The 12,682-nt window shown below is 68.1% G+C and carries 12 protein-coding genes, 1 tRNA gene and 1 other RNA gene; 7 read left to right on the top strand and 7 right to left on the bottom strand.

Features of this window, described 5'->3' with window-relative positions; genetic code table 11:
* A partial coding sequence (locus tag IC63_RS19125; protein ID WP_408633585.1) for a calcium-binding protein occupies positions 1-719 on the top strand: 719 nt, incomplete at its 5' end.
* Positions 720-1,536: 817 nt separating this feature from the next.
* On the opposite strand, the gene IC63_RS14820 is transcribed toward IC63_RS19125, so the two are convergent.
* The 5 genes from IC63_RS14820 to IC63_RS14800 all read right to left on the bottom strand — a co-directional run bounded on the left by IC63_RS14820 (position 1,537) and on the right by IC63_RS14800 (position 4,965).
* A tRNA-Ser gene (locus tag IC63_RS14820) sits at positions 1,537-1,626 on the bottom strand.
* 87 nt (positions 1,627-1,713) lie between these two features.
* Complete coding sequence (locus IC63_RS14815) at positions 1,714-2,217, bottom strand: thioesterase family protein (protein WP_198026343.1); 504 nt, start codon at positions 2,215-2,217, stop codon at positions 1,714-1,716.
* Positions 2,214-2,813, bottom strand: coding sequence for a recombination mediator RecR (gene recR / locus IC63_RS14810; RefSeq protein ID WP_036721753.1), 600 nt, complete (start codon positions 2,811-2,813; stop codon positions 2,214-2,216). Before recR ends, IC63_RS14815 begins: the two co-directional genes overlap by 4 nt.
* A gap of 4 nt (positions 2,814-2,817) precedes the next feature.
* Complete coding sequence (locus IC63_RS14805; RefSeq protein ID WP_036721750.1) at positions 2,818-3,171, bottom strand: YbaB/EbfC family nucleoid-associated protein; 354 nt, start codon at positions 3,169-3,171, stop codon at positions 2,818-2,820.
* A gap of 3 nt (positions 3,172-3,174) precedes the next feature.
* Complete coding sequence (locus IC63_RS14800) at positions 3,175-4,965, bottom strand: DNA polymerase III subunit gamma/tau (protein WP_036721748.1); 1,791 nt, start codon at positions 4,963-4,965, stop codon at positions 3,175-3,177.
* Between the two features lie 154 nt (positions 4,966-5,119).
* Here IC63_RS14800 and nudC point away from each other — a divergent pair, with 154 nt between their 5' ends.
* Complete coding sequence (gene nudC, locus IC63_RS14795) at positions 5,120-6,046, top strand: NAD(+) diphosphatase (protein ID WP_036721759.1); 927 nt, start codon at positions 5,120-5,122, stop codon at positions 6,044-6,046.
* A 22-nt stretch (positions 6,047-6,068) separates the two neighbouring features.
* Here the strand turns inward: nudC and ffs are convergent.
* Positions 6,069-6,165: signal recognition particle sRNA small type (gene ffs / locus IC63_RS17725), an RNA gene on the bottom strand.
* Between the two features lie 160 nt (positions 6,166-6,325).
* Between ffs and IC63_RS14790 the strand changes: the two genes are divergently transcribed.
* Complete coding sequence (locus IC63_RS14790; protein ID WP_036721744.1) at positions 6,326-6,784, top strand: hypothetical protein; 459 nt, start codon at positions 6,326-6,328, stop codon at positions 6,782-6,784.
* A 3-nt stretch (positions 6,785-6,787) separates the two neighbouring features.
* Here IC63_RS14790 and IC63_RS14785 read toward each other — a convergent pair whose 3' ends face one another.
* Entirely contained in the window at positions 6,788-7,681 is an 894-nt protein-coding gene (locus IC63_RS14785) for a prephenate dehydratase (RefSeq protein WP_052042286.1), read from the bottom strand.
* Positions 7,682-7,840: 159 nt separating this feature from the next.
* Between IC63_RS14785 and IC63_RS14780 the strand changes: the two genes are divergently transcribed.
* The 4 genes from IC63_RS14780 (at position 7,841) to IC63_RS14765 (ending at position 12,630) form a co-directional block, all read left to right on the top strand.
* Positions 7,841-8,377: a c-type cytochrome gene (locus IC63_RS14780; RefSeq protein WP_036721743.1), complete on the top strand. Its 537-nt coding sequence runs from the start codon at positions 7,841-7,843 to the stop codon at positions 8,375-8,377.
* Between the two features lie 147 nt (positions 8,378-8,524).
* Positions 8,525-10,411, top strand: a complete 1,887-nt coding sequence (locus tag IC63_RS14775) for an extracellular solute-binding protein (protein ID WP_052042285.1) — start codon at positions 8,525-8,527, stop codon at positions 10,409-10,411.
* Positions 10,412-10,445: 34 nt separating this feature from the next.
* Positions 10,446-11,522, top strand: coding sequence for a microcin C ABC transporter permease YejB (locus IC63_RS14770; RefSeq protein ID WP_036721741.1), 1,077 nt, complete (start codon positions 10,446-10,448; stop codon positions 11,520-11,522).
* A gap of 10 nt (positions 11,523-11,532) precedes the next feature.
* Entirely contained in the window at positions 11,533-12,630 is a 1,098-nt protein-coding gene (locus IC63_RS14765; RefSeq protein ID WP_036721740.1) for an ABC transporter permease, read from the top strand.
* Positions 12,631-12,682: the final 52 nt, after the last annotated feature.

Genomic DNA, 12,682 nt, shown 5'->3' with positions numbered 1-12,682 from the left:
GCGTCGTTGTAGCTGGACCAGTTCGTCGTGCGGTAGCGGGCGGGAGAAGGCTTGCTCATGCCCCCAGCCTAACCGACTGGATTCCCGCCGTGAATCCTCCGCGGGCGGACTTCTGCAACAACGCCGAGGCCGCGCAATCCCTGTATTCACAAGTCAGCATCACGCGGGGGTACGACTCGGTCGAGGTGAAAGACAACGGCACAGTCGGTGTGCTGGTGCCGATACAGGGGACGGCCCTGGCCACCCATCATATCAACGCCAGCGCGGTGACGGGCGCAGGGGTCAGCATCTACAGTTATTCCGTATCGTCGCTGGCCCGTACCCTGACGGGCTCGGCGCAGGGCGATTACATTTACGCGTCGGGCAGCCACCTGACCAATGACGTCCTGTATGGAGGGGCTGGGAACGACAATCTATACGGCGGTGAGGGCAATGACCGCCTCTACGGAGGATTGGGCTGGGACACCCTCAATGGCGGCAACGGGAACGACTCCCTCTTTGGCGGCTACGGGCAGGACCTGATCGACGGTGGTGCAGGCAGTGATACGCTCGTGTTTTTGGGTGCACGGTCCGAGTACCAGATCGACATCGTGGATGGCCTCTACCAGGTCAGCCACATTGGCGGCACCCGCGCCGACGGCATCGACCGCTTCGCCAACATCGAGAACCTGCAGTTCACCGACCAGACGGTCGCAACGGACGAGTGGCTCCTGATGTAGTGCCTCCCTAAGCAGGACCGAAGTCGTTGTTGATAAGGTCGGGCACGAGAGGAGGATGGATGGCGCAGAGTGACGCTACTAACCCCATGGACCGGGCCAATGCGGCGCCCCGGTGCAGGGCCACGGCCAAGCGGACGGGCAAGCCATGCCGCGCCCCTGCCGTAACTGGCTGGAGCGTCTGCCGCGTTCATGGTGCTTACGGGGGCGCTCCGCCCGGCCCAGCGCATCCGAACTGGCGCCACGGAGAGCGCTCACGCGAGGCGGTAGAGCTACGCGCCCTAGTCAACAAGCTGGTCAGGGAGAGCCGCGACCATCTGCCCGGCCTTGAGTGAATATTCACGCGGCGCAGGAAAATTCAGACACCGGAAATAATCTGCGCGTGAGAGACGAGACGGGTCGGTGCCATCAGAGATGCAAGACTTTCCGCCCACCCCCGCCTGCGCTGGGCTGAGCAGAGTTGGAGATGCCAAGTGGGGCGCAGCCGTGGGCGCTGTGCAGCCCCCCTGAAGTCCTACCCTGTCGCCGGGCAGCTTCGAGTGAAAACGCATCGGGTCGCCGGTCACGAATGAGGCGGGTGCGCTTAAACTCTGGGGGAGGAGCGGGGTGAAAGCTGGCAGGTTTCCGTTCGCTGACCGGCAGCCCAGCGCCCAGAACGCATCTGCGATTCAGAAAATGAGCTAGGCCGCTGGTTCATCGCGCCTAGGCAGGCCGGGGCCGCCTGTCGCATCATGCAGCATCCAAGCGTTTTCAGCATGGCGGGCATTTTGGCGGGTAAACCGCGAACGTCGCCAAAATATCTCTTGAAATCAATATGGAATGGCGGAGACGAAGGGATTCGAACCCTCGAGACGGTTTCCCGTCTGCACCCTTAGCAGGGGTGTGCCTTCGACCACTCGGCCACGTCTCCGCCGCACCGTCTAGCGGCCGGGGCGGGCAGGAGCAAGGGCGTTTGCGCCGCCCCATGACGGCCCAGCGAAGAATGTTGGCGGCAGGGTCACGGGCGGCGCAAGACAGGCCGGTGCCGCTCAGCCGCGGGGCAGGCCGATGCGGCGGCCGACCTGCTCGGGCAGGGGCAGGGGGCATGGGCGGCGACCGTGTCCGCGATGCGCGCCTCGACCTCGGGCGACCATCGGGTGACGCGGCGGGTGGTCAGATCGACATGCAGCACCAGGGCCTCGTTGATCGCCGCGACCCAGGCCTCGGCGTGGCGCATGGTCTGGACATAGTGCAGGCGCTTGGCGTCATGGGCGATCAGCCGGGTTTCCACCGTCACGCTGTCGCCGATGTTCAACTCGCGCAGGTAATGGATCTGTGCCTGCGCGGTGAACACCGACTGGCCGGTGTCGCGCGCCACCTCGGGGCCGAGGCCCAGCGGCTCCAGCACCACGTCCAGCGCGGTGTCGAACAGGACGTGATAATAGGCCATGTTCAGATGGCCGTTGTAATCGGCCCACTCGGGCCGCACCGGCATCGGCGCCGAGACGAACGGCCCGCTCACAGCCGCCGCCTGGCGCGAAGCGCCGCGTTGATGGTGCCGTCGTCCAGATAGTCCAGCTCGCCCCCGATCGGGACGCCCTGCGCCAGCACGGTGACCGCGACGGGGGTGCTGACCAGCGCCTCGGCGATGTAATGGGCGGTGGTCTGGCCCTCGACCGTGGCGTTCAGGGCGAGGATCACCTCGGCGATGCCCTCATCGCCCACGCGGGCGATCAGGCGGGGGATGCCAAGCTCGTCCGGGCCGATCTCGTCCAGCGCCGACAGCGTGCCGCCCAGGACGTGATAGCGGCCGCGAAAGGCCCGGCCGCGTTCCAGCGCCCACAGGTCGGCCACGTCCTCGACCACGCACAGCTCGCCATTGGCGCGGGCAGGGTCGGCGCAGATCGGGCACAGCTCGGATTCGCTGACGTTGCCGCAGCGGGTGCACTCGCGCGAGCGCTCCGCGACCTCGGCCATCAGCGCGGCCAGCTGTGCCATCTGCCCGGTGCGGCGCCGGATCAGCGCCAGCACCACGCGGCGCGCCGAGCGAGGGCCGAGCCCCGGCAGCCGCGCCACCTGCGCGATCAGCGTCTGGATGGCGTCCGAGCCTTCGGCCATCGGCTCAGACGGGCAGCTTCATCCCCGGCGGCAGGCCCATCTCCTGCGCCAGCCGCTGCGCCTCGGACTGGGCGCGTTCGGTGGCGCGGGCCTGGGCGTCCTTGATGGCGGCAAGGATCAGGTCCTCGACCACCTGCTTTTCCGAGGGCACGAAGATCGAGGGGTCGATCTCGATCGCGGTCAGGTCGCCCTTGGCGGTGGCAGTGACGCGCACCAGCCCGGCGCCAGCCTCGCCGGTCACCGAGATCGCTTCCAGCGATTTCTGGAATTCCTCGACCTTGCCCTGCATGTCGCGGGCGGCGCTCATCATCTTGGCCATGTCGCCCAGGCCGCCCAGGCCGCCAAAGGGGTTCTTCATCGCTTACTCCTCGTCCTCGAAGGGGTCCCATTCCTCGGCCTCGGCCAGCCCGCCCTGCAGCGTGGCGTGGGGGTCCGCCGGGGTGTCCTCGGCCGGCGCAGGCGGGGTTTCGTCGCGGATCGCGGCGAACTTCGCACCGGGAGCGGCGGCGAAGATCGCGGCGATCACCGGGTTTTCCAGCGCCCGGGCCTCGGCGGCGCTGCGGGCGCGGGCCTTGTCTTCGGAGATCGTCGGACCGCCGCCCTGGTCCACGACCGACACCGCCCAGCGGGCGCCGCCGGTCCAGCCGCGCAGCCGTTCGCCCAGACGCTGGGCGAGGTCGCGGGGAGCGTTCGGGGTGGGCTGGAACTCGATCCGGCCGGGGGCATAGCGGACCAGCCGCAGGTGATCCTCGACCTGGGTCAGCAGCACCATGTCGCGCATCCGGCGGATCAGCTCGACCACGGCGGCAAAGTCGGGATAGGCCGCCAGCGCATCGGCCGCCGCCTGCGGTTCCGGCGCGGCGGCGATCGCGGCGCCGCCGGCCGCGCGGCGCATCGCCGGGGCCGAGGGCGGGGCGGCTGCCATCCGCGGCGCGTGCACCGCGCCCTGCGGCGCGCCGGCAGCGGGCGCGCGGGTGAACTCGCCCGCGGCCTGACCGGCCTGCACGCGGCGGATCAGCGTCTCGGGGTCGGGCAGGTCGGCCACATGGGTCAGGCGGATGATCGCCATTTCCGCCGCCATCATCGCGTTCGGCGCGGCCGAGACCTCCTCGAGCGCCTTCAGCAGCATCTGCCACAGCCGGGTCAGCGCCCGCATCGGGACCCGTTCGGCCATGTCGCGGCCGCGGCCACGTTCGTCGGGGCCGACGGTCGGATCCTCGGCGGCCTCGGGGGTGATCTTCACAAGGCTGACCCAATGGGTGATCTCGGCCAGGTCGCGCAGGACGGCCAGCGGGTCGGCGCCCTCGGCATACTGGCTTTGCAGTTCGGCCAGCGCCTCGGCCGCGGCGCCGCGCAGGATCATGTCGAAGAGGTCCAGCACCCGGCCGCGATCCGCGAGCCCCAGCATGGCGCGGACCTGTGGCGCGGTGGTTTCCCCGGCGCCGTGGCTGATCGCCTGGTCCAGCAGCGACGTCGCGTCGCGGGCCGAGCCCTCGGCGGCGCGGGTGATCAGCGCCAGCGCGTCGCCGGTGATCTCGGCCCCCTCGGCAGCGGCGATGCGGCGCAGCAGCGCGATCATCACCTCGGGCTCGATCCGGCGCAGGTCGAAGCGTTGGCAGCGCGACAGCACGGTGACCGGCACCTTGCGGATCTCGGTGGTGGCAAAGATGAACTTCACGTGCGGCGGGGGTTCTTCCAGCGTCTTCAGCAGCGCGTTGAAGGCGCTGGTCGACAGCATGTGAACCTCGTCGATGATATAGATCTTGTAGCGCGCCGAGGCCGCGCGATAGTGAACCGATTCAATGATTTCCCGGATGTCGTTCACGCCGGTTCGAGACGCCGCGTCCATTTCCAGCACATCGACATGCCGGCCCTCGGCGATGGCCACGCAGTGTTCGCAGACCCCGCAGGGGCTGGTCGTCGCCCCGCCCTGGCCGTCGGGCCCGATGCAGTTCATGCCTTTGGCGATTATCCGGGCGGTAGTGGTTTTCCCGGTCCCGCGGATGCCGGTCATGATGAAGGCCTGGGCGATGCGGTCGGCTTCGAAGGCGTTCTTCAGCGTGCGGACCATCGCGTCCTGGCCGACGAGATCGGCGAAGGTCTCGGGGCGGTATTTGCGGGCGAGCACCTGATAGGCGGGTTGGTCAGACATGGGGCCTCGGGGTCGGGTCAGCGGGAATGTAGGGGGATGGCGGGCCGAGGGCAACGGAGGAGCCGGTGCGCACCGTGACACCAGGCCAGCCGCCGTGGCCTTGGCTTTCCCGGCGGGCGCGGTCAGGGTGGCGCGGTCGGGGCAGGGGGCGCGCATGAACCGGACGGCGATGGCATTTTCGGGCGGCGGGCTGGACCGCGCGGCGCATCTACGCGGGCGCGAGAGCTGGCGGGACGGCGTCGCGGTCACGCCGGTCTGGCGCGGCAAGATCTGCATCACGCCCGATGAACGGCTGGTGCGGCTGCCCCCGGATCACCCGGCGCTGACCGAGGGAGCGCCGCCGATCCTGATCGGACTGGACGCGGGGCAGGCGGTCGCCGCAGTGGACATCTCGGCCTGGACGCCGCCCAGCCTGCCCGAGACGCAGCTGTTCTTCGACCCCACCGAGCAGGTCCACCCCGAGATCCCGCAGGGCCGCTTCGTCGAGCTGCGCGGGGTGATGGCCCGGCTGCCGGCGCTGGACGCCGAGATCGCTGCGACCGCGCGGGCGCTGACCGGCTGGCACGCCAGCCACCGCTTCTGTTCCGCCTGCGGCCAGCCCAGCGAACCGCGGGAATCCGGCTGGCAGCGGGTCTGCCCGTCCTGCCACGCCCCGCATTTCCCACGCACCGACCCCGTCGTCATCATGCTGGTCGCGCGCGGCGACAAGGTGCTGGTCGGACGCTCTCCGGGCTGGCCCGAGGGGATGTATTCCTGCCTCGCCGGCTTCATCGAGCCGGGCGAGACCATCGAGGCCGCGGTCGCCCGCGAGGTGCTGGAGGAGACCGGCGTCCGCGTCGGCGCCGTGCGCTATGCCGGCTGCCAGCCCTGGCCGTTCCCGGCGTCGCTGATGTTCGGGATGACCGCCGAGGCCGAGAGCGAGGCCATCACCCTCGACCCTGACGAGCTGGAGGACGCCCGCTGGCTGGACCGCGCAGAACTGGCCGCGGTGATGGCCGGCACCCATCCGGTGCTGAAGGCGCCGCGGGCCGGGGCCATCGCAGGCTGGCTGCTAGCGCGGTGGCTTGAAGGCGACGGCTGAGGGGGGAGGGCTGAAGGGAAGGGGTGAGAGGCTGGACAGCGACCCAGACGGGAATCGTTACGGCTGCTTCCTTCCGGACCTGACCGGTTTGGCGAGGCGCCTGCCCGCGCCAACCTCTCGCCGTCCAGATAAGCCCGTGCGCACGGCGATGCAAGGGCGCGCCGGGCGGCGGGGCAATGCCGCCCGACCTCTCCAATTGTTGCCAGGCGCTTGCCTTGCATCGGCCCGGGTGCGCCGTTAAGAGGCGCGCGACATTGCCCAGTCCCTTGGATGTGCCCGATGAAGTTCTCTCTGCGCCAGGATACGGATCTGTCGGCAGAAGAGCTTTTCGCGGCGATCAGCGACTTTGCCCGGATCGAACGCATGCTGGTCCGCCGTGGCGCCGACGTCCGCCGGCTGGACCCGGCGCAGGAACCCGGCGCCGGCATGGCGTGGGAGATCGGCTTTGACATGCGCGGCAAGCGCCGCGACATGCGCATGGACGTCACCCAGTTCGACCGCCCCGAAAAGATCGTGATTCTGGGCGAGGGCGAATCGCTGGGGCTGACGGTCGAGATGACGGTGATCGCCCTGACCCGGTCCAAGTCGCGGATGATCTTCGAGGTCGAGGCCAAGCCGCGCAACATGCGGGCCCGGCTGATGCTGCAGACCGCCAAGCTGGGCAAGGCGCAGCTGGACCGCAAGTTCGCCGACCGCGTGGGTGCCTTCCTGTCCGACCTGTCGGCGCGGCGCAGCTGAAGCTCAGCGCGCCGCTGCCTGTTCGGCCCGCAGCGGGTCGGCCGGATAGACGCCGAGGATGGTCAGGGTCGAGGTGAAATAGCGCAGCTCCTCCAGCGCCCGGGCCACGGCGGGATCGTCGGGGTGGCCCTCGATGTCGGCATAGAACTGGGTCGCGGTGAACACCCCGTCCACCATGTAGCTTTCCAGTTTGGTCATGTTGACGCCGTTGGTCGCGAACCCGCCCATCGCCTTGTACAGCGCGGCCGGGATGTTCCTGACCCGGAACACGAAGCTGGTCAGCATGTCGGGACGCCCGGCCGAGTTCGGACGCCGGGTCATGTCGGCCTCGCGCGCCATGATGAGAAAGCGCGTCGTGTTGTTCTGGCGGTCCTCGATCTCGTCGGCCAGCCGGTCCAGCCCGTAGATTTCCCCGGCCAGCGGGCTGGCCAGCGCCGCCCGCTGCGGCTGGCCCGCCTGCGCGACCTGCATCGCGCTGCCGGCGGTGTCGGCGCCGGTGATGCTGCGGATGCCGTGCCGTTTCAGGAACTCGCGGCACTGGCCCAGCAGGACGGTGTGGCTCATCGCCTCGGTCACGTCCTCGAGCCGCGCACCGGGCACGCCCAGCAGGCTGATATGCACCCGCACGAAGGTTTCGGCGATGATGTGCAGGCCGGATTCCGGCAACAGATGGTGGATGTCGGCGACCCGGCCATAGGTCGAGTTCTCGACCGGCAGCATGGCCAGGTCGGCGGCGCCCGACCGGCAGGCCTCGACGGTGTCCTCGAAGGTGGCGCAGGGCAGCGCCTCGTGATCGGGCGCCCACTGCCGGCAGGCCTGGTGCGAATAGGCCCCCGGTTCGCCCTGAAACGAGATGCGGCCGTTGCGGACGGGGTTGGAGGACGCGCGGTCGGGCATGGAAAACCTGTGTCGGATAGTGTCTGCGGGCCGGGCGATGCGGCGGCGAAACGCCGCGCCGGGGCTTTGCGGCAGGCGTCGAACTATACCTTGAACCGGGAAAGTGAAAGCGGATAGATAGCCTGCAACGCAAGGCAGAGACCCAGAGGATTTCGCGCGATGTTCAACACGATGACGGTGACCAAGGCAGCCGGGGCGCTGATCGGTTCGCTTCTGTTCCTGCTGCTGACATCGTGGGCGGCGTCGGGCCTGTATCACGTCGGCCCCTCGGGGCACGTCGCCGAGGGCGAGGCACCCCCGCAGGCCTACACCATCGCGGTCGAGGGTGGTGGTGACGCGGGCGCCGAGGCTGGCGCCGCCGAAGAGCAGGTCGATTTCCCCGCGCTGCTGGCCGCGGCCGATCCTGCCGCGGGCGAAAAGGTCTTTGGCAAGTGCAAGTCGTGCCACAAGCTGGACGGCAGCAAGGGCACCGGACCGCATCTGGACGGCGTGATGGGCCGGCCCGTCGCCAGCGTTGCGGATTTCGCGTATTCGGACGGCATGAAGGCGCATGGAGGCAACTGGGACCCCGAGCCGCTGCAGGTGTTCCTGACTGACCCCAAGGGCGTCGTGCCGGGCACCAAGATGTCCTTTGCCGGCCTGAAGAAGCCCGAAGACCGCGCGAACCTCATCGCCTATCTGCAGACGGTGAACTGAACCGTCCAACAGGGCCACACGGGCGCCGGCACCCACCGGCGCCCTTTTTCATGTCCCGCGGACCTGTCACGAATGTGACATGCCGCTTGAAGCGGCTCGCTCGGCTGGCCTAGCCTTTCAACTGGAACCATGTGAGCGGAGGTGCCGATGATCGTGCGCAATCTGGTGCTGGCGGCGCTGCTGGCGACGGGCGCAACCGCGCTGGCGGCGCAGGACGCCGGAACGGCGGGGACGGCCCCCGTGCAGGGGGACGAGCCCACCATCGTGTCGCACGGCGTGTCCACCTTCGGCGATCTCAGGTTGCCCGCCGATTTCGCGCATCTGGCCTATGTGAACCCCGCCGCGCCCAAGGGCGGCGAGATCAGCGAGTGGGTCTCGGGCGGGTTCGACAGCTATAACCCGTTCTCGATCAAGGGCCGTGCCGCGGCGCTGTCGAGCATGCCGCTGGAGAGCCTGCTGACCGGCACCGCGGACGAGGTCGGCGCCGCCTATTGCCTGCTGTGCGAGACGGTCGAATACCCCGAGAGCCGGGACTGGGCGATCTTCACCCTGCGCGAGGGCATCCGGTTTTCCGACGGGACCCCGATGACCGCGGCCGACGTGCTGTTTTCCTATGAGCAGTTGCGCGACAAGGGGCTGTCGTCGTTCCGCACGGTGATCGCGCAGCAGATCGCCTCGGCCGAGGTGCTGGACGACCGCCGCATCCGATTCACCTTCACCCCCGACTATCCGCGCCGCGACCTGATCCAGTCGGCGGGCGGGCTGCCGGTGTTCTCCAAGGCCGATTTCGAACGAAGCCAGCATGATCTGGGGGAAAGCTCGAAGACGCCTTATGTCGGGTCGGGTCCCTACATGTTCGACAGCGCCGATATCGGCCGGTCGGTGACCTGGAAGCGGAACCCGGACTACTGGGGCGAAAAGCTGCCGATCAACATCGGCCGCAACAATTTCGACCGCATCCGCATCGAATATTTCGGCGACTACGAATCCGCCTTCGAGGCGTTCAAGGCCGGCGAATACACCTTCCGCAACGAGGCCTCCTCGATCATCTGGGCGACCCGCTATGACTTCCCGGCCTTCCAGAACGGCTGGGTGGTCAAGGAGGAACTGAACGACGGCAACGTCGCCAACGGTCAGGCCTGGGCGATCAACCTGCGCCGCCCGCAATTTCAGGACCCGCGGGTGCGCGAGGCGCTGGGGCTCATGTTCAACTTCGAATGGGCGAACAAGACGCTGTTCTACGGGCTTTACGAGCGGGTGAAGGGGGTCTGGGACAACTCGCCCCTGCACGCGACGGGGCTGCCCTCGCCCGAGGAACTGGCGCTGCTCAAGCCCCTGAAGGCCGACATCCCCGAGGCGGTATTCACCCAGGACGCCTTCGTCCCGCCGGTCAGCGGCGAACGCCAGCTGGACCGCGGCAACCTGCGCAAGGCGGCGCGGCTGCTGGACGAGGCCGGCTGGGTCATCACGGACGGCTCGCGCGACGGCTTGCGCCGCAAGGACGGCCAGACGCTGCGGGTGCAGATCCTCAACGAAAGCCAGACCTTCGATCGGGTCATCAACCCCTACGTCCAGAACCTGCGCGCGCTCGGCGTCGATGCGATGCACGAGCGGGTCGACGACGCGCAGCTGGAAGACCGCAAGCGCAACCATGATTTCGACCTGATCAACGCGCATCTGGGCCAGGACCTGATCCCGGGCGCCGAGCTGCAGCAGTATTTCGGGTCAAAATCCACCGGCGACGTGTTCAACGCGATGGGGCTCGCCAATCCGGCGGTGGACGCGCTGATCTCGCAGATCGAGGCCGCGACCACGCAGGCCGAGCTGACCACCCGCGTCCACGCGTTGGACCGGGTGCTGCGCGCGCTGCATTTCTGGGTGCCGCAGTGGTTCAAGGGCAAGCACACCGTCGCCTATTGGGACATGTATGGCCACCCCGAGACGCTGCCGCCCTATTCCCTGGGTGAGCTTGATTTCTGGTGGTATGACGCGGATAAGGCGGCAAGGCTGAAAGAGGCCGGGGCGATCCGCTGAGGGCCGCTACCGGACAGGACGGGCAGGGACGGGAATGGGCGCATATCTTCTGCGGCGGCTGCTGCTGATCGTCCCGACGCTGATCGGCATCATGCTGGTCAACTTCACCCTGACCCAGTTCGTCCCCGGCGGCCCGATCGAACAGATCGTCGCCCGCGTGCAGGGCGAGGGCGACGTGTTCCGCAACATCGCCGGCGGCGGCGATGCCGGGCAGGGCGGCGGGACCGAGAAATACGCCGGCGCCTCGGGCCTGCCGCCCGAGTTCATCGCCGAGCTGGAAAAGGAGTTCGGCTTCGACAAGCCGCCGGTCCAGCGCTTCCTGTCGATGCTGGGCGACTATCTGCGCTTTGATTTCGGGCAGTCGTGGTTCCGGTCGATCTCGGTCGTCGATCTGGTGGTCGAAAAGATGCCGGTCAGCATCACGCTGGGGCTGTGGTCCACGCTGCTGGCCTATCTGATCTCGATCCCGCTGGGCATCCGCAAGGCAGTCCGCGACGGCACCGCCTTCGACACCTGGACGTCGAGCGCCATCATCATCGGCTATGCGATCCCCGGGTTCCTCTTCGCGGTCTTGCTGATGGTGCTGTTCGCCGGCGGGTCCTATTGGAAGATCTTCCCGCTGCGCGGCCTGACCTCGGACAATTTCGACACGCTCAGCACGCTGGGCAAGATCAAGGATTACCTGTGGCACATCACCTTGCCGGTGATCGCGGCCACGATTTCCAGCTTTGCCACCCTGACGCTGCTGACCAAGAACAGCTTTCTGGACGAGATCAACAAGCAATACGTGATGACCGCCCGCGCCAAGGGCCTGACCGAGCGCGGGGTGCTGTATGGCCATGTCTTCCGCAATGCCATGCTGATCGTGATCGCTGGCTTTCCGGCGATGTTCCTGGGGGTGTTCTTCGGCTCGTCGATCCTGATCGAGACGATCTTCTCGCTCGACGGGCTCGGCCGGCTGGGCTTCGAGGCGGCGGTGCAGCGCGACTACCCGGTGATCTTCGGCACGCTCTACGTGTTCGGCCTGATGGGGCTGCTAGTCGGGATCCTGTCGGACCTGATGTATGTGCTGGTCGACCCGCGCATCGACTTTGAAAAGCGCGCCGGATGAGCCAGCCCCGATGACATTGTCGCCCCTGAACCAGCGCCGCTGGCGCAATTTCCGCCGCAATTCCCGCGCCTTCTGGTCGCTGGTGATCTTTGCGGTGCTGTTCGTGGCCTCGCTGTTCGCCGAGCTGATCGCCAACGACAAGCCGATCCTGGTGAACTATCGCGGCGAGTACTTCGTGCCCGCCTATCGCTTCTACCCGGAAACCGCCTTTGGCGGCGATTTCGGGACCGAGGCGAACTACAAGGACCCGGTGGTCCAGTGCCTGATCGCCAGCGGCGGGATGGAGGTCTGCCTCGACACCCCCGAGGACACGCTGGCCGGGCTGGCCGACGGCTCGGTCGCGGCCGAGCGCAAGGGCTGGGCGATCTGGCCGCCGATCCCCTATCACTACCGCACCATCAACGACGTCGGCACCGCCCCCAGCGCGCCGGACGCGGCGCACTGGCTGGGGACCGACGACACCGCGCGGGACGTGGCGGCGCGGGTGATCTACGGGTTCCGGCTGTCGATCCTGTTCACCCTGATCGTGACGACGGTGGCCTCGGTCATCGGCATCGCGGCGGGCGCCGTGCAGGGCTATTTCGGCGGCCGCACCGACCTGATCTTCCAGCGGCTGCTGGAAATCTGGGGCTCGACCCCCTCGCTTTACGTCATCATCATCCTGTTCGCGATCCTCGGGCGCAGCTTCTGGCTGCTGGTCTTCGTGTCGATCCTGTTCGGCTGGCCGGCGCTGGTCGGCGTCGTCCGGGCCGAGTTCCTGCGCGCGCGCAACTTCGAGTATGTGCGCGCCGCCCGCGCGCTGGGGGTGGGGGACGGCACGATCATGTTCCGCCACATCCTGCCCAACGCGATGGTCGCCACGCTGACCATGCTGCCCTTCGTCGTCACCGGCACCATCTCGTCGCTGGCGGCGCTGGACTATCTCGGCTACGGCCTGCCCGCCTCGGCGCCCTCGCTGGGCGAGCTCGCGCTGCAGGCCAAGCAGAACCTTCAGGCGCCGTGGCTGGGCTTCACCGCCTTCTTCACCTTCGCGATCATGCTGTCGCTCCTCGTGTTCATATTCGAGGGCATCCGCGACGCCTTCGACCCGCGCAAGACCTTCAAATGACCGCCGATCCGCTTCACCCGCCCGCTGCCGCGGTCCCCCCGGTCTGGCTCTT

This window comes from Paracoccus sphaerophysae (assembly GCF_000763805.1).
In the GTDB taxonomy this organism is placed as follows: Bacteria; Pseudomonadota; Alphaproteobacteria; order Rhodobacterales; family Rhodobacteraceae; genus Paracoccus; species Paracoccus sphaerophysae.
Note: the sequence above shows the minus strand (reverse complement) of the source record. Positions and strands in the feature narration are given on the sequence as shown.

What these genes read in the sequence shown, in the direction of transcription:
- recR (WP_036721753.1), bottom strand. Translation starts at nt 2,813, where the DNA reads ATGGCCGAAGGCTCGGACGCCATCCAGACGCTGATCGCGCAGGTGGCG.
- IC63_RS14805 (WP_036721750.1), bottom strand. Translation starts at nt 3,171, where the DNA reads ATGAAGAACCCCTTTGGCGGCCTGGGCGGCCTGGGCGACATGGCCAAG.
- IC63_RS14800 (WP_036721748.1), bottom strand. Translation starts at nt 4,965, where the DNA reads ATGTCTGACCAACCCGCCTATCAGGTGCTCGCCCGCAAATACCGCCCC.
- nudC (WP_036721759.1), top strand. Translation starts at nt 5,120, where the DNA reads ATGAACCGGACGGCGATGGCATTTTCGGGCGGCGGGCTGGACCGCGCG.
- IC63_RS14790 (WP_036721744.1), top strand. Translation starts at nt 6,326, where the DNA reads ATGAAGTTCTCTCTGCGCCAGGATACGGATCTGTCGGCAGAAGAGCTT.
- IC63_RS14785 (WP_052042286.1), bottom strand. Translation starts at nt 7,681, where the DNA reads ATGCCCGACCGCGCGTCCTCCAACCCCGTCCGCAACGGCCGCATCTCG.
- IC63_RS14780 (WP_036721743.1), top strand. Translation starts at nt 7,841, where the DNA reads ATGTTCAACACGATGACGGTGACCAAGGCAGCCGGGGCGCTGATCGGT.
- IC63_RS14775 (WP_052042285.1), top strand. Translation starts at nt 8,525, where the DNA reads ATGATCGTGCGCAATCTGGTGCTGGCGGCGCTGCTGGCGACGGGCGCA.
- IC63_RS14770 (WP_036721741.1), top strand. Translation starts at nt 10,446, where the DNA reads ATGGGCGCATATCTTCTGCGGCGGCTGCTGCTGATCGTCCCGACGCTG.
- IC63_RS14765 (WP_036721740.1), top strand. Translation starts at nt 11,533, where the DNA reads ATGACATTGTCGCCCCTGAACCAGCGCCGCTGGCGCAATTTCCGCCGC.